Here is a 22,436-nt window from a genome sequence, read left to right as displayed (position 1 = left end):
GGAACTCTTCAGAGCAGGAGCATCCACTTGAGGCCGGCACCGTGCTATAATGGGGCCATAGGGCGTTGCTCGACTCGCAGGTGTACCGGCCAACCGCGCAGCTATTCGGGAGGAGCAACCATGCCGAAGAATATCACAAGGCTATTGACGGTCGTGACGGTGCTTTCCCTGGTCTGTGTAGGTATCGTCCCGGTCGTGGCACAGGACGGCGACCGGCCTCCGGATCTTCACCTGGAGGTGGATGAAGCTGGCAATTGGGTACTGACCGTAGAGGGAGTGGAAGAACAGCTACGTTCGGAAGACGTCGAAGCCCTGTCTGCTGCGCTGGGCCTGGGGTTGCCGCGCCTGAGCCTGGGTCCCGACATAGTGAGCAGGGCGTCGAATAGTGGCATCGGCTATGCCGCGCTGGCGAAGGAGGGCGAGCAGTTTACCGTCTTCCTCAACGATTCCGCAGTAGCTGCCCTCGCAGCTCGGGAAGGTATCATCTCTACGCTTACCGATCAACTGGCTCCCCAGATGGCGCAGGCCGTTGCCTTCCTGCTGAGCAATAGCAGCATCGGCATCACTGCCCGTTTCCCCGGCGCAGTGGGCGATCCTCCCGACCTTACCAGCCGCGTGGCCGTGCCCACCGATGTCGAGGCTCGCTCCAACGTCATTGACCTCGGGCTCACCATGTCCCCCGACGGCGAGATCATCTCGATCGCCGGGATAGATGCCGCTACGCTCGGCATGTCCGGCACTCTGGTGGATCTGTCCCCATTCCGTGGCCTCATCGAGCAATGGAGCATCGAAACCGCCGGAGTGGACGTCGTGGCCAACACCGTGGGCCTCTCGGTGAACGGTAGCGACTGGTTGTCCCTGGCCCTGAACCTGGACTATCTGCGCGACAACCTGGGGTCGGTGACCGGTCTGGCCGGCATGCAGCTGGGCGACCGGGAGCAGCAACTGGTAGCCGTCGGCACAGACTGGCTCGCCGACACAGAAGTGCACGTGGATGCCTACCTGGCCTCCCAGTCGCAGGAGGCGCCAGCCAGACTGGCTCTGGGCCGGCCGGTGTCTGTCGCCATCCGAGATAACGCCGTCCTGGTCGAGGGCTTCAACACCGGCTTCGCCTTGGATGCCATGACTGCCGGCTATCTGGAGAAGCTGGGCTCAGTCGCCTTAGTCTGGGATGGCGATCAGAGAGAGGTCCGTTGGCTCGTAGCCCAGGAACCGATGCCGGTGATCGCCTTCGACGAAGGGTTCCTGCAGACGGTCGGCACTGCTTTCATCGGCGAAGCCGTCGCTCCCTGGGGGCTGATTGATGGCCTGCTAGGGAACGTCAGGCTCGCCGGTGACGTTGTGTACGAGGATAACCCCCGCTCGCCCGCTGAAGCTCTGGACTACCAGGTGGCGGCCAGGACTCCTCCGCTGGGGATGCGAGTAGACCTGAAGGTGAGCCGGTCCAACGGCGGGGTGTCGGTCTGGGGCATTCCTTTGCCTCTTTCCAGCTTCGCTCCCGGAGTGCCCGACATGGTGCGCACCTACGCCAACCAGTATGGCGGACTGGGGGGCGTCGTAGTTGATCTCGGACCCTCCGGGGCAACGGTGAACCTGGCCGGTTCCCAGGCGCACGTGCGATGGGATGCGGAGACGAGAGCAAACGCCCTGGCACTGGCGGTTGACACCTTGGGTCCGGACCTAGGCTTGCCCCCGGCCCTCCAGACAGATCGAGCCCGGTCTGCCCTGCAGGGGGTGGTAAGCTTCGTCAATGCTTTCGGCATTGGGATAGACATCACTGTAGTGGATGAGGCGATCGAGCAAGGGCCACTGGACCGGTTGCTCGGTCTGTTCATGTAGCTGCACTCCCTCCGGATGACTTCAGGGGGCTTCCGTCGGACGGGACGGAAGCCCCCTAGCTCTTAGCGGAAGCATCTCAGCCGAGCAATCCCTACCGTACCAGCGTGTTGCCACCCTCCGCCAGGAGCAGCTGGCCGGTGTAGAAGCCCGTCTCCGGCAGGCAGAAGAACACCACTCCCGCGGCCACGTCCTCGGGCTGCCCCAACCGTCCCAGCGGGTGCATCCGCAGCTCGGTCAGCATGGCCTCCTGGGAGCTGAGCCGGTCGCGGGTGGCATCGGTCTCGATGGTAGTGGGTCCCACGGCGTTCACCGTGATCCGGTGCGGTGCCAGCTCCAGGGCCATGGTCCGGGTGAGCTGGATGAGCCCGCCCTTGGCGGTGCAGTAGTGCACCCGGTCGTACTGGGCCTGAACCGAGGAGATGGAGGCGATGTTGATGATGCGCCCGCCGCCATTTCTGGCCATCACCCGCGCCGCCGCCTGAGAGCAGAGGAAAACCCCCTTCAGGTTCAGGTCCAGGCACTCGTCCCACAGCTCTTCGGTGATGTCGAAAAAGGGCGCTGCCCGCAGCTTACCCCCGGCGTTGTTCACCAGGATGTCCAACCCGCCCCATGCCTCCGCGACCGAAGCCACGGTGGCATCCACCTGGTCCTTTCGAGTCACGTCGCAGCGCCAGGCCCGGGCCTCGCCTCCGGCTCGGGCGATGGCGTCCACCACCGCTTCGGCCTCGTCGGCTCGAGAGCGATAGACTACCGCCACTCGAGCCCCTTCTGCCCCCAACCTTTCAGCGATGCCGCGCCCGATCCCCCGCGAAGCCCCTGTCACCATGGCGATCTTGCCTTTCAGCTGCACCGACACCTCCTTGGCCCGCCAACTGAGGGCGTGACGGGCGCTGAGACTCGCCGGCCAGTCTAGGACCGGCATCGCGCCCGGGCAACCGGATGCGGCGGCGCCATTCCCCCAGCAAGAGGGTCAGGCTGTCGCCACTCCGCCGGGGCGTGGGCGGCTGGAGGCTGGCACGGCAGCGAGGAGGGCTGGTGGTAGGGGCACCACCGCGTCCGCCCCGGGCAGCACCGTGGCCTGCCCCTACACCGGCGTGCCGGCGGGAAGGGCGCGGTAGGGCGAGAGCCGCAACAGGCCTGTAGTGACCGGTGACGCCGGCAGGAGAGGAATGACGCCTCTGGCCGCGCTCGCCTCCCTTTGCGTTTCTTTGGGCTCCGGCTCGGCGTCTGCTGAAGGGTCAGGTCCACTGTCGACAGCTTCCCTGCCCTTTGCCCAGCGTGTATCTCGATCTGGGGGCAAGAGACAAGGCGGCACTCGGGGCTGCACCATCGCGCCCAGTCCCTACTCGAGGAGTCCGCGTCCCCAGACGCGGAGGGCACCTCAGCTGCAGGCCGAGGGCGAACACGAGGTTCGCCCCTAGGCCGGGCTCCTGCAGTTGCCCCATTGTGGGACTCCCCCTTCTCCCAAGCTCGTTTGACGCTACCTTTCCCCCAACGGTATACTGTGTTGCTATTGCACCGAAGGACCTTCACCCTCAGTGCATGCGCTGTATGTTAGGGAATCTTTGAAGTTGATCGTACGCGCCCGCCCGGCGGCCCAGCCAGCCACAGATAGGGCAGTGCTTGCGCCTGGGTACGGAGGCGCGGGCCGCCCAGGGAGATTGCTGCATACATGAGCGGCGCCAGCCTCCTGCACGCGCCGGAGACAGTGAGCGAGCGAGAGAGCTCGGATAGCCGAGCCCGGATGCCGGAAGCCCGTAGGGCTCTGGGCCGGGTAGTGGCCGTTCGGGGCAGCGTGGTAGACGTCCGCTTCGACGACCACCTGCCGCAGATGAACAGCCAAATCCGAGCCGGCGCCAACGGCGACGTACGCATCGAGGTGGCCGGCCACCTGGACGACCGCACCGTCCGGGGCATAGCGCTGACCCCCACTCGCGGCCTGAGCCGGGGCGAACCCGCGGTGGACACCGGTGGGCCCTTCCAGGTCCCAGTAGGAGAGGCTCTTCTCGGGCGGCTCTTCAATGTGTTCGGTGAGCCAGTAGACGAGGCCGGGCCGGTCGAGGCCACCGAGTGGCGCTCCCTCCACCAGAAGCCGGCCCCCCTGCACGAGCGTACCACCAAGTCGGAGATTCTCGAGACGGGCATCAAGGCCATTGACGTCCTCTCTCCTCTGGAACGAGGCGGCAAGGCTGGGATGTTCGGCGGTGCCGGCGTGGGCAAGACCGTGCTCATCATGGAGATGATCAACAACATGGTAGGGGAGCACCGTGGAGTGAGCGTCTTTGCCGGGATCGGAGAGCGCAACCGGGAGGCAGAGGAGCTCTACCGCCAGATCCGAGATGCCGGCGTCCTGGACGACACGGTGATGGTCTTCGGCCAGATGGACGAGCCCCCTGGGGCCAGGTTCCGCGTCGGGCACACCGCCCTGACCATGGCCGAGTACTTCCGCGACGACGAGCGCCAGGACGTGCTCCTGCTCATGGACAACATCTTCCGCTTCGTGCAGGCGGGGGCGGAAGTGTCGGGCCTGCTGGGCAGGCTGCCCTCCCGCATGGGCTATCAGCCCACCCTGGGCACCGAGATGGCGGCCCTCCAGGAGAGGATCTCCAGCACCCGACGCGCCGCCATCACTTCGGTTCAGGCGGTCTACGTTCCGGCGGACGACTTCACCGACCCGGCCGTGGTGCACACCTTCGCCCACCTCTCCGCTTCCATCGTCCTCTCCCGCAGCCGGGCCAGCCAGGGGCTCTATCCCGCCATTGATCCCTTGACTTCGAACTCCAGCATGCTGGTCCCCCACGTGGTGGGAGAGCGGCACTACCGGATCGCCCGGGAGATGCGGGAGGTCTTCGCCAACTATGAGGATCTCAAAGACATCATCGCCATGCTAGGATTGGAGGAGCTCACCATCGAGGACCAGCAGACGGTACACAAGGCTCGTCGGCTGGAGCGCTTCCTCACCCAGCCCTTCCACACTACCGAGCAGTTCACCGGCCTACCGGGGAAGACGGTCGCTCTGGACGAGGCTCTGGATGGCTGCGAGCGCATACTCAGCGGCGAGTTCTCCGACTACCCGGAACGAGCCCTGTACATGATCGGCACCATAGACGAGGCCATGCAGCAATGAGATTGCGGGTGCTGACTCCCTCGGAGGTGGTAGTAGACGAAGAGGTGGAGAAGGTATCAGCCGAGGCCCCAAATGGGTCCTTCACCCTGTTGCCCCGGCACATTGACTTCGCCACCGCGCTGGTCCCGGGGCTGCTCACCTTCCGGAGCAAGGATTCCGGCGAGCACTACTTGGCCATTGACGAGGGCATCCTGGTCAAGCGACAGGCCGAGGTGCGCGTCTCCACTCGAGACGCCGTCAGGGGGCCCAGCCTGGAAGGATTGAGGGAGGCGGTGAGAGAGCGGTTCCACCAACTGGACGAGGACGAGCGGCAGGCTCGCACTGCCCTGGCCAAGCTCGAGTTGGGCTTCGCCAGAAGGTACCTGGAGCTGGTCCGGGGGCACTGATGAACCCTGGGGACCGTGACGAACGGCGGCCGGCACCAGACGAACAGGAAGAAGAGAGGCTCTCGCGTACGGTCGGACGCAAGGCCGAGCGGCGCTTGAGAGCCCGGACTGAGAGAGAGGGGACCATTTGGTTCGGTCTTGGTATGTACGGCCTGGTGGGATGGTCGGTGGCCATCCCTACCCTGATAGGTATCGCGATCGGTCTGCTGCTGGACGCCCTGTTTCCGGGAGACCTATCGTGGACCCTGATCATGCTTCTGTTGGGGCTGGTGGCCGGGCTCCTCAACGCCTGGCGCTGGATAGCCCAGGAGCTCCCCAACCACCGCCGCCAGAGGAAGAGACCGGAGGACTGACGTGAGCTCCGCGCTCGGCCTGGCGCTGTCCGGGCTGGCGGGAGTCGTCCTGGGCCTCCTGTTCTACGGCGGCCTCTGGCTCACCCTCGATCGCCTGACGGCCACCCGGTCTCCCGCCCTCCTGGTCCTGACCAGCTTCCTAGTCCGCACCCTTCTGGCCGTGGCCGGGTTTCTGCTCCTCTCCGGCGGCCGCTGGGAGCGGCTGTTGGCCTGTCTCGCTGGCTTCATCGTCGCGCGCCTGGCACTGGTGAAGGCCTTGGGCCCGGCCACGGACCGGGCGGGCAAAGTGAGCGTAGATGACTATCACTCCTGATACCATCATCTGGGGGCAGGTGGGGCCGTTCACCATCAACGCTACCATCGGGTTCACCTGGGTGGTCATGGTCCTCATGACCGTCGGCTCCTGGCTGGTGACCAGAAACCTGTCCACGGGACGGGAGATCTCCTGGTGGCAGAGCCTGCTGGAGCAGGTGGTGGAGATCATAGAGTCGCAGATACGCGAGGTGGCCGAGGAGGACCCTTCTCCCTACGTGGCCTTCATCGGGACGGTCTTCCTGTTCATCTTGGTAAGCAACGTCCTGATGATCGTCCCAGGATTTCAGTCGCCCACGGCTTCGCTCTCGACCACGGCGGCCCTGGCCATCTGCGTCTTCGTAGCCGTGCCCGCTTTCGGCATCGCCCGGAGAGGGCTGGTGGAATACCTGAAGAGCTACCTGAAGCCTTCGGTCATCATGCTTCCCTTCAACATCATCGGGGAGTTCTCGCGCACGTTGGCGTTGGCCGTCCGGTTGTACGGCAACGTCATGAGCGGTGGCATGATCGTGGCCATCCTGGTGACCATAGTGCCGCTTCTCTTCCCGGTGGTGATGCAGGCGCTGGGCCTCATCACCGGCGTCATACAGGCCTACATATTCGCCATCCTGGCAACCATCTACATCGCATCCGCCACCCGCGCTCGCCGGGAGACGGAGCAGACGGGACGACCGAACCCGTGACGGGAGCGCACAGAACATGAACGACGTAGCATTGATAGGGGCCATCTCTATCGTCGTCTCCGGACTGACCATCGCCGTGGGTACCGTCGCCCCTGCCTTGGGCGAGGCCCGCGCCCTTACCCAAGCGCTCGCCTCCATCGCGCAACAGCCCGACGAGGCGAACACCATCACCAGAACCCTCTTCGTCGGTTTGGCCCTGGTGGAATCCACCGCCATCTACTGCTTCGTAGTCACCATGATCATCATCTTTGTCAACCCCTTCTGGAACTACGTCATCGGCCAGGTGGGAGGGTGACCGGTGCTCTTTGACTGGTTTACCGTCGTCGCTCAGATCGTCAACTTCCTCGTACTGGTGTTCCTCCTCCGTCGCTTCTTGTATCAACCGCTTTTGGACGCCATAGGCGGGCGGCGCGAGCGCATAGCGGCCCAGTTCGAGGAGGCGGAGCGCCTGGCTCGCGAGGCCGAGGAGGAAGCCCGGGCCTATCGGAGCCGAGTCGACGATCTGGAGAGGCAGCGGGACCAGTTGTTGGCTGAGGCCAGGGAGGACGCCGAGGCCCTCAGGCGCGAGCTTCGCCAGGAGGCCCAGCGCTCGGTGGAAGCGGAACATGCCGCCTGGTGCGAGGAGTTGCGGCGGGAGAAGGAAGCCTTCCTGTACCAGCTCCGGGAGCGGACGCGCGACGAGGTCCTGGCCTTGAGCCGGCGGGCTCTGAGCGACATGGCGGACGGCGAGCTGGAGCGGCAGATGGCGGCCGCGTTCGTGCGTCGGTTGCGGGAACTGGAGCCGGACAACAAACGTCTGGTGCGAGAGCTCCTCAACGAAGCGGACGAAGCCGTGTCGGTGACCAGCGCCTTCCCTCTGCCGGCAGAGTCACGCCAGGCCATTGAGGAGGCAGTGAGAGAGGAGTTCGGGCGGGAAGATACCGAGGTCCGATTTCGCCTGTCTCCCGATGTCATAGCGGGGGTGGAGATGCTTGCCGGCGGCTACAAGCTCTCCTGGACCATTGCGAGTTATCTGGAGAGTTTGCAGGAGAACATGGGCGAAGTCCTGGAAGCACAACTGCGGCGAGAGGGAGAGCGGGCCGATGGCTGAGGCTACTCCCCCGCTCATCGCAGTCCTCGAGGATACGTTCTCGCTGCTGCGGGAAGCGAGCGAGGCCCGGCGTCCCCAGATCCGCATCAGCGAGGTGGGGGTGGTCACCAGCGTCTCCCAGGGGGTGGCGCAGGCTCGGGGGCTTCCCGGTGTCAGAGCGGAGGAACTGCTCCTCCTGCCCGATGGCCTCCTGGGGTTGGCCTTCAACCTGGACGAGGACCAGGTGGGCATCATCCTCCTGGGACACGGTGAGAGCCTGAGGGCCGGCGCCGAGGTTCGCCGCACCGGACGAGTGCTCGACGTGCCGGTGGGCGAGGCCCTGCTCGGGCGAGTGCTGAGCCCCGTGGGTATCGAGCTGGACGGGTTGGGTCCGGTGCTCGGCGCGGATAGATGGCCGGTGGAGAGGCCCGCACCCCCCATAATGGATCGCGCCCCCGTCTCCCGCCCCTTACAGACGGGCCTCAAGGTGGTGGATGCTCTGGTTCCCATCGGCCGGGGGCAGCGAGAGCTCATCCTGGGGGACCGGCAGACGGGCAAGACGGCTATCGCTCTGGACACGGTCATCAACCAGAAAGGGCGGGATGTGATCTGCGTCTACTGCCTGATCGGGCAGCGCAATGCCGCCGCCGCCAAGCTTCTGGCAGACCTGCGCGAGAACGAGGCCATGCCCTACACCGTGGTCGTGGTAGCCAGCGGAGACGACGCGCCCGGGCTGCAGTTCGTGGCGCCCTATGCAGCCACCACCATCGGCGAGTACTTCATGGAGCAGGGCCGGGACGTGCTCATCGTGTACGACGACCTCACCGCCCACGCTCGCGCCTACCGCGAGCTCTCTCTCCTCCTGCGCCGCCCGCCGGGGCGAGAAGCCTTCCCGGGCGACATCTTCTACATACATTCCCGGCTGCTGGAGCGCTCCACCCACCTGCGGGAGGAGATCGGGGGCGGTTCGCTCACGGCCCTCCCTATCATCGAGACCGAGGCCGAAAGCCTGTCGGCCTACGTGCCCACCAATCTCATCTCCATCACCGACGGACAGGTCTACGTCTCCCCGGACTTGTTCCAGAAAGGAGTGCTGCCCCCGGTGGATGTGGGAGAGTCCGTCTCGCGCGTGGGGGGTCAGGCGCAGCTGCCCGCCTATCGGGCCGTGACCGGGGAGCTGCGGCTGACGTACTCGCAGTTCGAGGAACTGGAAGCGTTCTCCCGCTTCGGCACCCGGCTGGAGCAGGAGACTCGTGCCACCCTAGAGCGCGGCCGCCGCATCCGGGAGGTGCTCAAGCAGCCTCAGTACCAGCCCATCGCTGTGGCGGAGCAGATAGCCGTCCTCCTGGCGGCCAACGAAGGGGTGTTCGATGGGATTTCGCTGAGCGACGTGCGCGAGGCCGAGATGGCCGTACGCCAGGAGACGGCCCAGAGGCTGGTGGACCTGTTCCAGCGAATAGACGCGGGGGAGCCGCTGAGTCAGAGCGACCGCGAGGACCTACTGGAGGTCGCCCGCGAGGTGGTTCGACGTCGGTTCGGGACTGAAGATGGCAGTCACGACTGAGCAGCTCAAAGACCGGATCGCCACAGCAGAAGACCTGCAATCCATCGTCACCACCATGAAGGTGCTTTCCGCCGTCAACCTTCGTCAGTACGAGCGTGCGGTACGTTCGCTGAGGCAATACAACCGCAACATCGAGCTCGGCCTTCGCGTCGTTCTGGGCGGACGCGCCCAGACCGTGACGCTGGCCGAGGAGCCCGGGGGAGGTCGGTTCGGTGGGCTGGTATTCGGCTCTGAGCAGGGTATGGCGGGGCGATTCAACGACCAGATCGTGGAGCACACCCTCCGGGAGGTAGAGCGCCTCCACCCCCCGTACGAGGACTGGGCATTCATCAGCCTGGGGGCCCGGCTCACCGGCCGCCTGCAGGACGTCGACTTGCCAGTGGTGGGCGAGATGGCCATGCCCGCCTCGATCGCCGGCATCAACCGGCTGGTTCAGGAAGCCCTGCTCACCGTCGAGCGCTGGCACTCAGTCATGGGTATAGACCGCGTGTTCCTCTTTCACAACCGGCCCCGCACCAGCGCTTCCTCCGAGCCGGTGACGGTGCAGCTCATGCCGGTGGACCTGGAGTGGCTCCGAAGCCTGGCCGGAGAGCCCTGGCGCTCTCGATCCATTCCCATGCACACCATGGATTGGCAGGCCTTGTTCTCCTCCCTCATCCGGGAGCACCTCTTCGCCGTGCTCTTCCGTGCCTTCGCCGAGTCCCTGGCAGGAGAGAACGCCAGCCGGCTGGCTTCCATGCAGGCGGCCGAGAACAACATCCGGGATCGGCTGGCCCAACTTCGGGCCGAGTACCGTCGCCAGCGTCAGACCGCGGTGACCGAAGAGCTTCTGGATATCATCGCCGGGTTTGAGGCCCTCACAGGGGGCGAGGCGCAAGGGGTCAGAGGCTAGCCAATGGCAGCTGTAGTGACTCTCACTATCAATCCAACCGTGGACAAGAGTACCTCAGTGACTGCCGTAGTCCCCGAACGCAAGCTGCGCTGCACCCAGCCTCGGTCCGAGCCCGGGGGCGGCGGCATCAACGTCTCCCGAGCCATCCTCCGGCTAGGCGGCGAGTCAGTGGCCGTGTACGCTCGCGGCGGGCGCACCGGCGCCGCCCTGGAGGAGTTGCTGGGCCGGGAAGGCGTAACCCAGCAGCCGGTGGCCATCGAAGACGAGACCAGGGAGAATCTGATCGTCCTGGAGGAGTCTTCGGGACAGCAGTACCGCTTTGGCATGCCTGGCCCCCACCTGAAGCCGGACGAAGTGCGTCGCTGCCTGGCGGTGGTGGAGGAATGGGAGCCGGCGCCGGACTACCTCGTGGCCAGCGGGAGCCTTCCTCCCGGTGCGCCGGTGGACCTCTACGCTCGGTTGGCACAAGCCGCTCAGCGCCGCGGCGTCCGCATGGTCCTGGACACGTCCGGCGAGGCGCTCAGAGAGGCAGCTCAGAGTCACGTCTTCCTGCTCAAGCCCAACGTCGCCGAGCTCTCCCAACTGGCCGGCTGCCCCTTCGAGGAGGAGTGCGACCTGGAGAGGGAAGCCCGGCGGCTGGTGGACAGGGGCGTCGCGGAGGTGGTGGTGGTGTCCCTGGGCGCTGCCGGCGCCATCCTGGTCACCGGTGATGATGCCTCCCGCTTGCGCGCCCCAACGGTGCCCATCCGGAGCAAGATTGGGGCGGGTGATAGCATGGTGGCAGGCATCATCTATAGCCTGGCCCGAGGGATGTCCCTCCGCCACTCCGTCATGTACGGAGTGGCAGCCGGCTCCGCTGCGGTCATGACTCCGGGGACGGAGCTCTGCCGACGGGAGGACACGGAGCGCCTCTACCAGCGGCTGCTTTCTCTGGAGACTGCCTGAGCCCCGGAATCGGCACCCGATGAGGTATTCTCAGAGCGGATGTGTGACCTTCCCGCCCTTTTCTGTCACAATGTGGAGGTACGGTAGGGTCCAGGTCGTAACTGAACCGAGAGGAGTTAGCATATGGACGCATTCACCAAAGACGACGTGAAGAACCTTTTGGACAATGAGACCGGCTGGTGCGTCTCCATCTTCCTTCCCACCCGCAGGACTGGCCCCGAGACGGAACAAAACCCCATCAGGCTGAAGAACTTGTTGCAGAAGGCGGAGGAGGCACTGATCTCCCGCGAGATGCGGCGCCCTGACGCCCAGGCTCTCCTGGCCGATGCCCGCGCCCTCTTGCGGGATGCCATGTTCTGGCGCCGGCAGAGCGACGGGTTGGCGGTCTTCATTTCCCCCACCCTCACCTCCGTCTACCGCATGCCGGTGAGCTTCGAGGAACTGGTGGTAGTGAACCGCGACTTCCACCTCAAGCCGCTGCTGCCCTTCCTGGTGGGGGACGGGCGCTTCTACCTCTTGGCCCTCAGCCAGAAGTCGGTCCGTCTCCTGGAGGGTACTCGCGACTCCATCAGCGAGATCGAGGCTGATTCCCTTCCTCCCAGCTTGGCGGAGGCCCTCCGGTATGAGCAGGTAGAGCGACACCTTCAGTGGCATACTCCCGCGGCGGAGCCGTCTGCCCCGGGCGCGCGGCAGGCCATGTTCCACGGCCAGGGCGGCCCGGAGGAGGGCGCCAAGAACCGCATCTTGCGCTACTTCCACGTGTTAGATGAAGGGCTGCGAGAGGTGATCGCGGGCCAGAACGTGCCTCTCGTGCTGGCCGGGGTGGAGTACTTGTTCCCCATCTATCGCGAGGCCAATAGCTATCCGCACCTCCTGGAGAAAGGAATCCCGGGGAACCCGGAGGAGCTGAGCGCCCAGGAACTGCACCGCCGCGCCTGGGAGCTGGTGGGGCCGTACTACGATCGGGCCCGAGAGGAGGCCCTGGAGAAGTACCAGAGCCTTCTAGGAACCGGATTGGCCTCCGCCGACCCTCGCGAAGTGGTGGCCGGAGCCTACTACGGCCGGGTGGAGTCGCTCTTCTTTGCCGTGAACTGCCACATCTGGGGCACCTTTGACCCTCGGTCGGGTGAGGTGGTCCTCACCACCGGCCCGCAAGGCGAGGGGGTGGAGGATCTGTCTGACCTGGCCACCATCCACACCATCCTCAATCAGGGCGACGCCTACCCCGCCTCCCAGGAGGACATGCCCGAGGCGTGCGCCCTGGCGGCGATCTTCCGGTACTGATAGATGGCACGTGATACGCTATGGTTGCGTACGGATGAGGTGATGGCTCGGATCGAGGAGTTCTGGCAGGGCGACCGGCTGGTCCAGGAGCTTGGCATGAAGCTGCTACGGGCGGAGGAGGGCTACGCCCGGGTGGCAGTCACGGTGGAGGACCGCTTCCTCAATGCTCACGGGATCGCCCACGGCGCCCTCCTCTTCGCCGTGGCGGACGCCGCCTTCGGCATGGCGGTCAATTCGCTGGTGGATGCAGTGGGCATTCAGTGGAGCCTGAACGCGTTCCGCGCCGCCAAGCCGGGGGAGGAAGTGCTGGGCGAGGCGCGAGTGATCCACAACGGCCGCCGATCCATGGTGTGTGAGCTGACCGTGACCGGCAGCGACGGCCGCATTCTGGCCCGGGGGCAGTCCACCGCCCTGCCCGTGCCCAGGGACACCTACTCCAATCCGGCCCCGACCGGGAGGCAGTCCTCGACGGCGCGATAGCCAACCGCCCTTTCTGGAACGCCCGTCGAGTATGGCTTGTCATGCTGAACGGAGCGTCTGTTTGCGGAGTGAAGCATCTCCTGCGGCCCTGAGAGGCCTTCTCGAGAGGGCTGGAGATGCTTCACTACGTTCAGCATGACACAAGCCCCGTGGCTAGCGACAGGGCAGTGACCATCTGAGAGGCCTTCTGGAGTGGGCTGGAGATGCTTCACTACGTTCAGCATGACACAAGCCCCGTGGCTAGCGACAGGGCAGTGACTACTTGACCGGTATTCTACTCCCGTACCGTGCCCACCTCCGCCGGGGCGAGCGGGCGGTTTCGGGGACAGTCGTCTGGACACATGGCGGAAGCGGCTGCCGACGGCAGATCGCCGTCGGCAGCCGCTTCTCACTCCCGCCTCCGCGGTCTTGGCGATCCCTGCGGTGCACCTCCTCCTTGTCAGCTCACGTTGCAAAGGGCGAAGGTGTCCCGCAGCGCTTGGATCACGTCGCCCTTAGGCCTGAACTCGTGACCCACGTAGAGGTCATAGCCGGTGGCGGCGATAGCGCGGCAGATACCGGTGTAGTTGAGTTCCTGGGTGTCATCCATATCCCGGCGGCCGGGGTTCCCAGCGGTGTGGAAGTGCCCGATCCACCGAATGCTCTCCCGGATGGTGCGGATGATGTCCCCTTCCATGATCTGCATGTGGTAGATGTCGAAGAGGAGCTTGACCCGCGGGCTGTTGACGCGCTCGCATACGGCCACGCCCCACGCTGTGTGGTCGCACTGGTAGCCGGGGTGGTCCACCTTGGAGTTGAGCAGCTCCATGTTCAGGTTGACACCCTTGCTCTCGGCATAGGGGGCCACCCGCCTGAGGCCGTCCGCCACCGCCTCGATGGCCTCCAGCTCGGTCATGTGTGGCTGGCGGTTGCCGCTGAAGCAGATCACCCCGGGGATGTTATGCTTGGCGGCGACGTCAATGGAATGGCGCAGCTCCGCCTCGATGCGGTCGTGATTGCTGCGCTTGTTGAGCCCGTCTGGCAGGGAATCGTGTCCGCTCATGATGGCCACCGCCAAGCCGTACTTGCGGGCCAGAGACATCACCTCGTCGAAGTCTTCGCCCGGCTTCCACAGCTCCACGGCGGCATAACCTATCTCCTTGCCCGCCCGGAACAGCTCATCCAGGGGCATATCGGGCGGCTTGACCATGGGGTAGCAGATGGATTGTTTGATGGGCATAGTCTCCTCCTAGTAGTTGCACCTTCGCAGGTCGAGCGAGCGACGAGACGGCCGCCTTTCACTCCGCTATCAGCCCGGTGACCAGGGCGACGAACACTCCTGCCGCCAGGGCCAGTACGGTCGAGGCCCGATTCTCCCGCTCCACCTCGGGGAGCAGGTGAGAGGCGCCCACGTACAGCAGCACTCCCCCGGCCAGGGCCAGCATGAGCCCCAGATCGGCCGCGGCGATAGAGTCCACGAAAGGGAAGGAAAGAAGGGCCCCCAAGGGGGTACTCACTGCCGCGGCCAGAGTTGCCCCCAGGAAGGCACCCTTCCTGCTATACCCGGCCCGGTGCAGAATCACGAAGGCGATGACCCCCTCGGGCACCTCGTGGAGCACCATGCCTATGGCCGCCAGCGCTCCCGTGAGGACACTCACGTTGAAGGTGACCGAGTAGATAACCCCATCTATGAAGGAGTGAAAGCCGATTCCCAGCACGGTCACGACCCCGGTGCTCTCGGCGATGTGGACGGCCGACTCCAAATGGTTGTGCTCGTGGCCGCTGTGGAGGTGCATGACCCGGTTGAGTAGGTACAGCCCCAGGAAGCCGGCCAGAAGGTACAGGGGGCCGTTGCTGGTCATCTCCATGGACTCGGGGATGAGGTGCAGGAACGACACCGAGATGAGCGCGCCGGCAGCGAAGCTGGCAAAGTAGATGGAGTTCCGGCGTGCCCAGTGACCGTAGAGGCTCACCAGGACAATGCCGGTCATGGTGGCGAACCCGGCGAGAACACTGGCTATCAACACCGGCACGAAGGCGCTCTCAGGCATGTCTCTCCCACTCGGGTGGCCCGCATCAGAGCCGGGCCAACTGGCTCAGCTTACCCCAGGCGTGGCCGATCGTCCACAGGGCAACGGATGGCGCCGCCCCGCTTGTGCAGCAGCAGCACCTGGCCCACAATGCGCGGTGCCCGAGTGCAGGGGCACAGAGGCCGGGCAGACGGAGGGATGCCGGCGATGACCGACTGGATGGCAGCCATCGAGCGACGGCGGAGCGTGCGGCGCTACCGAGACGCGCCCGTGCCTGAGGATACCCTCGCCGCTCTGCGCAAGGCCGTGGCCGGGGTGGAGCCCCTCGATGCCCGTACAAACGCCCAGGTGGCTCTGGTGCCCTTCTCCTCTCTGCACAGCCGCAGCGCCGTGGGAGCCCTGGCCGTGGCCAGTCCCGCCCCCTGGTACTTCATAGGCCGGGCTGAGCCCCATCCGGGGCGGATGGAGGAAGTCGGCTTCCGCATGGAACAGGCGGTTCTGGCCGCGACAGCCCTGGGGCTGGGCACCTGCTGGATGGCGGGCTTCTTCCGCGCCCGATACCTGGCCGAGCGCATCGGGGGGTCGCCCGAGGACGTGGTGGCCCTCAGCCCGGTGGGATGGCCGGCGCCCGGCCGGCGTCAGGCGTGGACCCGGTCTCTGGTACGGAACGTCTCGGCCCGTCGGGGCACGCGCAAACCGCTGGAGGAGTTCGCCTTCTGGCAGCGCTGGGGCGAGCCAGTGGCGCCCACGCTGGTGCCACCCGAGATTTGGCGCGCCTTGGAGATGGCCCGGCTGGCCCCCTCCTGGTCCAACGTGCAGCCTTGGTACTTCCTCATGAGCGAGAACACCATCTTTGCCCTGGCTGACAGCCGCCCTCAGCGCTGGAACGATCGGCCCGGCAGGCCCTACTACCGGCTGGACGTAGGCATCGCCATGTGTCATTTCTGGCTCACTCTGCAGCAGCTGGGCTACCGGAGTCGCTGGCAGTCGCTGGTGTTAGAGGAGACGGAGGCGCACGGAGCCCTCGACGTGCCGGGCTACGCCGTGCCGATAGCGCGGCTGGTGCTGTAGGGCGAGCGCCACCGATCGGCCGCGGCCGCGTGCACCTTAGTTCTTGGGCAGGATGGTGCTGGCCAGGGCGATGAATCGTCCCCTCCCCCTGTTCGCTGCCGCGGGCGAGGGCTTCCGCCCGCGTTCGGGTGCAGCTTGGGAAGCCCCGAGCGCCTCTGCGTCACCCGTTAGGCAGGCAGGGGGCAGGCCCCGAGGGCCAGCGAAGGGTCTGCACCCGCGGCCGGGAGATGCCTCACTACGTTCGGCATGACACTGTAGGAGGGCCAGCGTCGGCGCCCACCGGTCTCCCCCGTCGGCGTCTCCCGGCATCATGAGCAGCGTCAGCGACAGGTCACGACCGATCCCCTTCTGTCATTCCGAGCGACAGCGAGGAATCTCCGTGCTGGCAAGCCGAGACGCTTCACGGCGCAGACAGAGGCTCCGTCGAGCATGACCCGAGGAGGTCACGAGCACGGAAGACAACTGGCCGCCAAGAGAACCGAAGTGCATCCTCATCGGGCGCATTGACGGTGACCCAGGCTGCCGGTAGACTGGATGAAGTTAGCCTACCTTAGGGCAGTCGGTCTGCCTGTTAGTGGCGCCGGCCCTCTTGCCCGTTTTCGGTGAGGAGGGCTGGCCAGGAGAGTCTATGGACAAGCTCCCGACCCTGTTGTTAGCGTTGCTCGTGCCCAACGCCGCTGGAGGCATCGGCGCCCTCGCCACCGCCTCCTCGGTAGACACCTGGTACCGCGGCCTACGCAAGCCCTCCTGGAACCCACCCGGCTGGGTGTTCGGTCCGGCCTGGACCATCCTTTACACCATGATGGGGGCGGCGTCCTGGCTGGTCTCCCGGAGCGACTCCCCCCACAAGGATCGGGCCCTGCGGCTCTACGGGCTGCAGCTGAGCCTCAACATCCTGTGGTCGGTCATCTTCTTCGGCCTGCGCCGAGTGGACCTAGCCCTGGTCGAGATAGCCGCCCTGTGGGGGCTGATTCTGGCCACGCTGACCAGCTTCTATCGGGTGCGGCCGCTGGCGGGGCTGCTGCTGGTGCCCTACCAGCTGTGGACTTCCTTCGCTGCCGTCCTCAACTATGAGCTCTGGCGCCTCAACCATCGGCGCTGACCGGTGCCCGAGGTAAGCCTTGCCGCTGGCGACCTGTCGGCCAGGGCCCTGGAGGTGCACCGGCGCCTCATCGAGTTCTATGGGGAGCGACGTCTGATCCCCCGCCGGGGGCCCATGCACGAGCTCGTGGCCACCATGCTCTCCCACCGCACCACTCAGAAGAACGAGGCCCAGGCATACGAGCGCATGTGGCGGCAGTACGGGTCCTGGGAGGCCATCCGGGATGCGCCCCTCGAGGACCTGGCTCAGGCCATCCGGGGGGCCAACTTCGAGTACGCCAAGGCGGGCAACATCCAGAGGGCCTTGCGCATCATCACCGAAACGGAGGGGAAGCCCAGCATAGACTTCCTACGGGACCTGAGCCCCGAGGAGGGCCGCAACTGGCTCATGAGGCTGCCAGGCGTGGGCATCAAGACGGCGTCCCTGGTGCTGCTGTTCTGCTTCGGCAAGCCTCTCCTGCCGGTGGACACCCACGTCCACCGGGTGAGCCAGCGGGTGGGACTGATCGGGCGCAAGGTGAGCGCGGCGGCGGCGCACGAGGAGCTACTGGCCCTGCTGCCCCCGGATCCGCAGACGCTGTACAACTTCCACGTCAACCTGCTACACCTAGGCCAGCAGGTGTGCCTGTCGCGCGCGCCCCGGCATGGAAAGTGCCCCCTGCGCGACGTCTGCGACTACTACCGGGAGGAGGAGACGCAGAGCACCGAGCCTGGCGCCCGGTGAGCGGGACACAACCTTCCTGGTCTGAGGACGGCGAGCGCGGTTCTCGGCTGCCAAGCCAGGCATCCTCAGGTGGACTACCGCGCAGCGAGCGGCCCCGCTACAATGATCGGGCGGGACCGGATGGTTGGCATGGCATATGGGGCCTCGCCCTCCGTGTGCGCGGCTGGGGTGCCGGCGGCTAGCGGTGCCGGAACGGCAAGGCGAGCCAGCTCACGAGGCGATCAAGGAGACGCGCTCATGTCATGGATGGATCAGTTCGGCGGCGATTCCCTCGACTGGCTGCTGGACCAGGCCGATCCTGGCGTCCGCTACCTGGCGCTGCGCGACCTGCTGGACCGGCCCCAGGGCGATGGGGAGCTGGAGATCGCGCGCGCCGAGGCCCACGTCCGCGGGCCCATCGCCGACATACTGGACGCCATGCACCCAGATGGCTATTGGGTCAAGCCGGGCCCCGGGTACCTGCCCAAGTACCGTTCCACCGTCTGGTCGCTGATATCCCTGGCGCAGTTGGGCGCCTCTGCTGACGCAGACGACCGGGTGGGCCGGGCCTGTGCCTACGCCCTCGACCACGGTCTCCAGGCCACAGGGCAGTTCAGCGTCACCGGTCCTCCCTCGGGAACGGTGGACTGCCTGCAGGGCAATCTGTGCGCCTCCCTTCTGGCCCTGGGGTGCGACCCTGCCCGGCTGGAGGCCGCCTTCGAGTGGATGGCGCGTACCGTCACCGGCGAAGGGTTGGCTCCAAAGGAAGACCGTCACGCCCTGGTACGCTACTACGCCGGCAAGTGTGGTCCCCTGTTCGCCTGTGGCGCCCACAACGGGACCTCGTGTGCCTGGGGTGGCGCCAAGGTGATGCTAGCCTTCTCCTGCTGGCCCCCCGAGCGGCGCACGCCCCTAGTCCAGCGCGCCATCGAGGCCGGGGTGGAGTTCTTCCTCTCCACCGACCCGGTGGCCTGCCAGTACCCCCGCGGCTACAGTGCCAAGCCCAGCGGCAATTGGTGGAAGCTAGGCTTCCCTCTCTTCTACATCACCGACGTGCTCCAGGTGGCGGAGGCCATGGTGGCGTTGGGGCGCGGCGCCGACTCCCGCCTGGCCCACACCCTGGAGTACATCGGCGGCAAGCGGGACGTCTCGGGCCGGTGGGCGCTGGAGTACGACTATTCAGGCAAGACCTGGGCACATTACGGGGCCAAGAAGCAGCCCAGCAAGTGGGTGACCCTGCGGGCCCTGCGGGCGCTCAAGGGGGCGTACGAACAGGGTGCTCGAGTCGCCTAGCCGGTGAGGCGCGCACAGGGCCAAGGCGAAAAGGAGCCTTTCACTACAGGCTCCTTCATGTCTCGATCCCGACCGCGACGCTGCGAGGGCCGTGCCTAGCGCGGACACGGCCAAGCCGTGCCTAGCGCTGGGAGGCCTGACGGCGCTCCTGCTGACGAGCCTTGCGACGGGCCCGGCGTATGGCCTTGGCCTTGGCGATGCGCGTCTTCTCGCCCTTGGACATGTACCAACGGCGCTTGCGCACTTCCGAGAGGATCTTCTCTTTCATCACCTGCTGCCGGAACCGCTTCAGCAATTGCTCCTGCGACTCACCGGAGCGAAGCTCAACCCGCACTAGTCCTCACCCCCCTCCCGCTTGGTGTCCCTACACCATGATCATTCTCGCTCGTCGTGACCACGAATTCATAAGTTACAGCGCCAAGTCACTGCTGTCAACATCCCGCAATACCTCTCACTGAAGGCGTGGACGGCGGCTATCCGCCTGCACTCGCATTCACCCCGGTGGCGCTACCGGCGCCGGCGCTGCCGTCCGGGCCAACTCGCCGCGGGGATGCCGGAAGTAGCCCCAGAAGAGCAGGGCCCCGGCCACCATCAGGGTCGCCCCGGTGAGGAAGAGAGTGCGATAGCCGGAGGAGGCGATTATGTAGCCGCCCCCGAAAGCCATGCTGGCCCGACCCAGGTTCACTGCCATCATCACCGACCCTTCCATGGTGGGGCGCCAGCGCGTCGGCACCAGCGACTGGCTGAACACCGTTATGGAGGGGCTGGCCAGGGCGAAGAACACAGTCACGCCCAGGTAGCCGAGGGCAGCCGCCTCCCGGCGAGGGATCAGCGCCAGGGGCAGCAGCCCGGCCGCCATGCCCAGGATGGCCACGACGTAAGTGCGGGCGTTGCCCCAGCGCCGGGCCAGGAGGGGCGTAGTCAGCGCTGCCGGAATGGCCACCAACTGGCTGACGGCGGCCAGCGTGCCGATGAGCGACGTGGGCACGGCCAGCCCATCGTCCAAATAGACGTTGAAGAACACCCGCGTGGTGCCCTGGCCGCAGGCGCGCACGAACAGCGCCACCGCCAGAGCGGCCATGAGCCCTATGGGTGCGCCCCCGCTGTTTCGGCCGCCCTTTGCCTGGGGCGGCGCCGGATCCGAGCGCGGGTTGCCCGCGCGCCAGACGGCCCCTACAGCCGGAAGCAGCAGAAGGGCCGCCAGTATCAGGGAGCTACCGTAGGGCGCCGCCGAATCGAGGCCGGCTCCGGACAGCCCGGCGAAGGCGGAAGGCAGCAATCCGCCCGCCAGCGACCCCAGAAAGGCGGCCGCAGCAGGGATTGCGGAGAGCAGGGAGAAGGCATGGTTCTGCTGTTCCTCATCGGTGACGCCCATGAGGTAGGGAGTGACATTCACCATGTACACGGCGAAGGCGCCTAGGCAGCCGATGAAGTACGTCACCAGCAGCCATGGGGCGCGCACGTCCTCGGGCACGGCCGAGGCCAGCGGAGCCAGTCCGTAGCCCAGTGCCGCCAGGGCCAACCCGCCGGCCATGGCTCGACGGGTGCCCCAGCGCCGCCCGATCTCGCCTGCCGGCAGGGCGCAAAGCGACCCGGACAGCAGACCGCCGGCGTTGACCAGCCCCACGAACTCTGGCCCGAACTCCAGCCGCAGCAAGTACAGGTTGAACAGCACGGAGTAGACGCCGAAGATGCTGAACCAGAGGACCGCCGCCGCGAGGAAGACGAGGCGGGCGTCCCGCCCGAAGCGGCGCAGGCTGTCTAGGTAATCCAAGGCCATAAGCCGAGGCTCTCCCTTGGGCCGAGCCGAACTTCGCCCGGGGCCGGCCTCGCTTGCCGAGCCTCCGCCGGACGCCGGTCGGGCCCCCGCGCCGCTCAGCCGACAGGCGGGCACGCCGGTACTGTAGGCAGCCCGGTCGTCGCTGTCAAAGCTGCGGCCCGGGGCTCGACCGGCGCTACCTCCTGCTATCCCGCACCAGCGGAACGTAGATCAGCCGGCCCGGCGCTTCCAGACGGTACAAGCCTCCTCCGGCGTGATCGGCGACGTAGACCTCCCCCGCTTCGTCCTCACCGAAGGTGGAGATAGCGTAGGTGGTGTCCAGCAGCAGGGCACTCTCCCATTGCGAGCCTACCCGGCGCAAGCCCCACAGGCGCCCGGATCCCCAGTCCGCAAAGAGGTAGAGGCTGCGCAAGGTGGCGGAGCGCTCTCCCCGGTAGACCATACCGCCGGTCACCGATCGCCCCTCGCTCCGCCCGTAGTACCACACTGGCAAGGTCAGCCCCGGCACCTCCTGGCAGTCGGGGGTGTTGTAGCAGTCAGGGCCTTCCATTATGGGCCAGCCATAGTTTTCGCCGCCGGGGCTCGGGGCCGGCTGGTAGTTGATCTCCTCCCAGGCGGACTGGCCCACATCGGCGATGTAGAGGTCGGCAGTCAGCCGGTCGAAGGAGAAGCGCCAGGGATTGCGTAGCCCTAGAGCCCAGATTTCCGACCGATATCCCTCCTCTCCCACGAACGGGTTGTCATCCGGCACTGCGTAGGCTGCACCGACGGACGACTCCACGTCCAGCCGCAGCAGCTTGCCCAGGAGAGTGGACGGATCCTGGGACCGCTGGTCGGGTGAGCCTCCGCCGTCGCCCATTCCCACGTATAGGTAGGCGTCGCGGGGAGAGAAGGCCAGCTGGCCACCGTTGTGGTTGCTGGCTGGCTGAGCCACGTGCAGGATCACCTCCTCGGAGGCCGGGTCGGCCTGGTCCGGGCTGCCGGGCAGGAGGTGAAACCGGGCCACGATAGTGTCACCGTCCGGGGTGCGGGTGTAGTTGACGTAGAAGTAGCCCTTGTCGGCGTAGCCCGGGGGGAAGGCCACGCTGAACAGGCCCCGCTCGCCGCCGGAGAGCACCCGATCGCGAATGTCTAGGAAAGGCACCGGCAACGCGACCCCGCCCTCCACTATGAGGATGCGGCCTGCCTGCTCCACTACATACAGGCGGTCGCTCCCGTCTCCGGCAGACGCGATGTGGACAGGCGAGACGAAGCCATCGGCCACCAAGGTCAGGCTCAGGCTGGGCCAGGTCGGACCCTGGGCCTGCGCGCGCCGAGCGGGCGAAGCAACTGCCAGGAGGAGAGGAACGAGCAACAACAACGACCTGACCCGATCTGCAGTGCCACCCATGACCCAACTCCTGAACCCAACGCTCGACGGCTAACCTACCGACTGGACCCATTGTGGCCGGGGGCGGAGGCACAGTCAAGCATCGCCGGGAGCTACAGCCCAGGCGATGCATGCGAAGAGGGGGGCCAATCTGCTACAATAGGCGGAGTTTCGTG

The 22,436-nt window shown here is 66.2% G+C and carries 23 protein-coding genes; 17 read left to right on the top strand and 6 right to left on the bottom strand.

From position 1 onward, the window contains the following. Window positions 1–120: 120 nt before the first annotated feature. Window positions 121–1,839, top strand: coding sequence for a hypothetical protein (locus HPY83_05405; protein NPV07388.1), 1,719 nt, complete (start codon window positions 121–123; stop codon window positions 1,837–1,839). Between the two features lie 91 nt (window positions 1,840–1,930). On the opposite strand, the gene HPY83_05400 is transcribed toward HPY83_05405, so the two are convergent. Next, window positions 1,931–2,689: a 3-oxoacyl-ACP reductase FabG gene (locus tag HPY83_05400; GenBank protein NPV07387.1), complete on the bottom strand. Its 759-nt coding sequence runs from the start codon at window positions 2,687–2,689 to the stop codon at window positions 1,931–1,933. 894 nt (window positions 2,690–3,583) lie between these two features. Between HPY83_05400 and HPY83_05395 the strand changes: the two genes are divergently transcribed. The 12 genes from HPY83_05395 to HPY83_05340 all read left to right on the top strand — a co-directional run bounded on the left by HPY83_05395 (window position 3,584) and on the right by HPY83_05340 (window position 12,934). Beyond that, window positions 3,584–4,966 carry a F0F1 ATP synthase subunit beta gene (locus tag HPY83_05395; protein NPV07386.1) on the top strand — a complete coding sequence of 461 codons (1,383 nt, stop codon included), beginning with the start codon at window positions 3,584–3,586 and terminating at the stop codon, window positions 4,964–4,966. Continuing rightward, window positions 4,963–5,352: a F0F1 ATP synthase subunit epsilon gene (locus HPY83_05390; protein NPV07385.1), complete on the top strand. Its 390-nt coding sequence runs from the start codon at window positions 4,963–4,965 to the stop codon at window positions 5,350–5,352. The genes HPY83_05395 and HPY83_05390 overlap by 4 nt, the downstream gene beginning before the upstream one ends. Next, on the top strand, window positions 5,352–5,705 hold the full coding sequence (locus HPY83_05385; GenBank protein ID NPV07384.1) for a hypothetical protein: 354 nt from the start codon (window positions 5,352–5,354) through the stop codon (window positions 5,703–5,705). Before HPY83_05390 ends, HPY83_05385 begins: the two co-directional genes overlap by 1 nt. A gap of 1 nt (window position 5,706) precedes the next feature. Further along, window positions 5,707–6,018 carry an ATP synthase subunit I gene (locus tag HPY83_05380; GenBank protein NPV07383.1) on the top strand — a complete coding sequence of 104 codons (312 nt, stop codon included), beginning with the start codon at window positions 5,707–5,709 and terminating at the stop codon, window positions 6,016–6,018. After that, window positions 6,002–6,700 carry a F0F1 ATP synthase subunit A gene (locus HPY83_05375; GenBank protein NPV07382.1) on the top strand — a complete coding sequence of 233 codons (699 nt, stop codon included), beginning with the start codon at window positions 6,002–6,004 and terminating at the stop codon, window positions 6,698–6,700. Before HPY83_05380 ends, HPY83_05375 begins: the two co-directional genes overlap by 17 nt. Before the next feature lie 16 nt (window positions 6,701–6,716). After that, window positions 6,717–6,995 carry a F0F1 ATP synthase subunit C gene (locus tag HPY83_05370; protein NPV07381.1) on the top strand — a complete coding sequence of 93 codons (279 nt, stop codon included), beginning with the start codon at window positions 6,717–6,719 and terminating at the stop codon, window positions 6,993–6,995. A gap of 3 nt (window positions 6,996–6,998) precedes the next feature. Then, window positions 6,999–7,790: a F0F1 ATP synthase subunit B gene (locus tag HPY83_05365; GenBank protein NPV07380.1), complete on the top strand. Its 792-nt coding sequence runs from the start codon at window positions 6,999–7,001 to the stop codon at window positions 7,788–7,790. Then, window positions 7,783–9,333, top strand: a complete 1,551-nt coding sequence (locus HPY83_05360; GenBank protein NPV07379.1) for an alternate F1F0 ATPase, F1 subunit alpha — start codon at window positions 7,783–7,785, stop codon at window positions 9,331–9,333. Before HPY83_05365 ends, HPY83_05360 begins: the two co-directional genes overlap by 8 nt. After that, entirely contained in the window at window positions 9,317–10,225 is a 909-nt protein-coding gene (locus HPY83_05355; GenBank protein NPV07378.1) for a F0F1 ATP synthase subunit gamma, read from the top strand. The genes HPY83_05360 and HPY83_05355 overlap by 17 nt, the downstream gene beginning before the upstream one ends. A gap of 3 nt (window positions 10,226–10,228) precedes the next feature. After that, window positions 10,229–11,170, top strand: coding sequence for a 1-phosphofructokinase family hexose kinase (locus tag HPY83_05350; protein ID NPV07377.1), 942 nt, complete (start codon window positions 10,229–10,231; stop codon window positions 11,168–11,170). A gap of 123 nt (window positions 11,171–11,293) precedes the next feature. Continuing rightward, entirely contained in the window at window positions 11,294–12,454 is a 1,161-nt protein-coding gene (locus HPY83_05345; GenBank protein NPV07376.1) for a hypothetical protein, read from the top strand. A 42-nt stretch (window positions 12,455–12,496) separates the two neighbouring features. After that, window positions 12,497–12,934 carry a PaaI family thioesterase gene (locus tag HPY83_05340; GenBank protein NPV07375.1) on the top strand — a complete coding sequence of 146 codons (438 nt, stop codon included), beginning with the start codon at window positions 12,497–12,499 and terminating at the stop codon, window positions 12,932–12,934. 439 nt (window positions 12,935–13,373) lie between these two features. Here HPY83_05340 and HPY83_05335 read toward each other — a convergent pair whose 3' ends face one another. Together HPY83_05335 and HPY83_05330 are read right to left on the bottom strand one after the other, a co-directional pair. Beyond that, window positions 13,374–14,153, bottom strand: a complete 780-nt coding sequence (locus tag HPY83_05335; GenBank protein NPV07374.1) for a TIM barrel protein — start codon at window positions 14,151–14,153, stop codon at window positions 13,374–13,376. Window positions 14,154–14,211: 58 nt separating this feature from the next. Continuing rightward, on the bottom strand, window positions 14,212–14,964 hold the full coding sequence (locus tag HPY83_05330; GenBank protein NPV07373.1) for a ZIP family metal transporter: 753 nt from the start codon (window positions 14,962–14,964) through the stop codon (window positions 14,212–14,214). A gap of 186 nt (window positions 14,965–15,150) precedes the next feature. Here HPY83_05330 and HPY83_05325 point away from each other — a divergent pair, with 186 nt between their 5' ends. From HPY83_05325 to HPY83_05310, 4 genes are all read left to right on the top strand, one after another. Further along, complete coding sequence (locus tag HPY83_05325; protein NPV07372.1) at window positions 15,151–16,014, top strand: hypothetical protein; 864 nt, start codon at window positions 15,151–15,153, stop codon at window positions 16,012–16,014. A gap of 628 nt (window positions 16,015–16,642) precedes the next feature. After that, on the top strand, window positions 16,643–17,116 hold the full coding sequence (locus tag HPY83_05320; protein ID NPV07371.1) for a tryptophan-rich sensory protein: 474 nt from the start codon (window positions 16,643–16,645) through the stop codon (window positions 17,114–17,116). Window positions 17,117–17,230: 114 nt separating this feature from the next. Then, on the top strand, window positions 17,231–17,839 hold the full coding sequence (locus HPY83_05315) for an endonuclease III (GenBank protein ID NPV07370.1): 609 nt from the start codon (window positions 17,231–17,233) through the stop codon (window positions 17,837–17,839). A gap of 237 nt (window positions 17,840–18,076) precedes the next feature. Then, complete coding sequence (locus HPY83_05310) at window positions 18,077–19,111, top strand: nitrogen fixation protein NifH (GenBank protein ID NPV07369.1); 1,035 nt, start codon at window positions 18,077–18,079, stop codon at window positions 19,109–19,111. Between the two features lie 121 nt (window positions 19,112–19,232). Here HPY83_05310 and rpsU read toward each other — a convergent pair whose 3' ends face one another. The 3 genes from rpsU to HPY83_05295 all read right to left on the bottom strand — a co-directional run bounded on the left by rpsU (window position 19,233) and on the right by HPY83_05295 (window position 22,281). Next, the gene (gene rpsU / locus HPY83_05305) at window positions 19,233–19,445 is read right to left on the bottom strand and encodes a 30S ribosomal protein S21 (protein NPV07368.1); all 213 of its coding nucleotides are present in this window, start codon (window positions 19,443–19,445) and stop codon (window positions 19,233–19,235) included. A gap of 159 nt (window positions 19,446–19,604) precedes the next feature. Next, window positions 19,605–20,891: an MFS transporter gene (locus HPY83_05300; protein ID NPV07367.1), complete on the bottom strand. Its 1,287-nt coding sequence runs from the start codon at window positions 20,889–20,891 to the stop codon at window positions 19,605–19,607. Window positions 20,892–21,066: 175 nt separating this feature from the next. Next, window positions 21,067–22,281, bottom strand: a complete 1,215-nt coding sequence (locus HPY83_05295; protein ID NPV07366.1) for a glucose dehydrogenase — start codon at window positions 22,279–22,281, stop codon at window positions 21,067–21,069. Window positions 22,282–22,436 lie beyond the last annotated feature (155 nt).

The organism is Anaerolineae bacterium (genome assembly GCA_013178015.1).
GTDB lineage: Bacteria > Chloroflexota > Anaerolineae > DRVO01 > DRVO01 > Ch71.
This window is presented reverse-complemented; position numbering and strand designations above follow the sequence as displayed.

Coding starts and splice junctions, on each gene's coding strand:
- HPY83_05405 (NPV07388.1), top strand. CDS start 121: ATGCCGAAGAATATCACAAGGCTATTGACGGTCGTGACGGTGCTTTCC.
- HPY83_05395 (NPV07386.1), top strand. CDS start 3,584: ATGCCGGAAGCCCGTAGGGCTCTGGGCCGGGTAGTGGCCGTTCGGGGC.
- HPY83_05390 (NPV07385.1), top strand. CDS start 4,963: ATGAGATTGCGGGTGCTGACTCCCTCGGAGGTGGTAGTAGACGAAGAG.
- HPY83_05385 (NPV07384.1), top strand. CDS start 5,352: ATGAACCCTGGGGACCGTGACGAACGGCGGCCGGCACCAGACGAACAG.
- HPY83_05375 (NPV07382.1), top strand. CDS start 6,002: ATGACTATCACTCCTGATACCATCATCTGGGGGCAGGTGGGGCCGTTC.
- HPY83_05370 (NPV07381.1), top strand. CDS start 6,717: ATGAACGACGTAGCATTGATAGGGGCCATCTCTATCGTCGTCTCCGGA.
- HPY83_05360 (NPV07379.1), top strand. CDS start 7,783: ATGGCTGAGGCTACTCCCCCGCTCATCGCAGTCCTCGAGGATACGTTC.
- HPY83_05355 (NPV07378.1), top strand. CDS start 9,317: ATGGCAGTCACGACTGAGCAGCTCAAAGACCGGATCGCCACAGCAGAA.
- HPY83_05350 (NPV07377.1), top strand. CDS start 10,229: ATGGCAGCTGTAGTGACTCTCACTATCAATCCAACCGTGGACAAGAGT.
- HPY83_05345 (NPV07376.1), top strand. CDS start 11,294: ATGGACGCATTCACCAAAGACGACGTGAAGAACCTTTTGGACAATGAG.
- HPY83_05340 (NPV07375.1), top strand. CDS start 12,497: ATGGCTCGGATCGAGGAGTTCTGGCAGGGCGACCGGCTGGTCCAGGAG.
- HPY83_05335 (NPV07374.1), bottom strand. CDS start 14,153: ATGCCCATCAAACAATCCATCTGCTACCCCATGGTCAAGCCGCCCGAT.
- HPY83_05330 (NPV07373.1), bottom strand. CDS start 14,964: ATGCCTGAGAGCGCCTTCGTGCCGGTGTTGATAGCCAGTGTTCTCGCC.
- HPY83_05325 (NPV07372.1), top strand. CDS start 15,151: ATGACCGACTGGATGGCAGCCATCGAGCGACGGCGGAGCGTGCGGCGC.
- HPY83_05320 (NPV07371.1), top strand. CDS start 16,643: ATGGACAAGCTCCCGACCCTGTTGTTAGCGTTGCTCGTGCCCAACGCC.
- HPY83_05315 (NPV07370.1), top strand. CDS start 17,231: ATGCACGAGCTCGTGGCCACCATGCTCTCCCACCGCACCACTCAGAAG.
- HPY83_05310 (NPV07369.1), top strand. CDS start 18,077: ATGTCATGGATGGATCAGTTCGGCGGCGATTCCCTCGACTGGCTGCTG.
- HPY83_05300 (NPV07367.1), bottom strand. CDS start 20,891: ATGGCCTTGGATTACCTAGACAGCCTGCGCCGCTTCGGGCGGGACGCC.
- HPY83_05295 (NPV07366.1), bottom strand. CDS start 22,281: ATGGGTGGCACTGCAGATCGGGTCAGGTCGTTGTTGTTGCTCGTTCCT.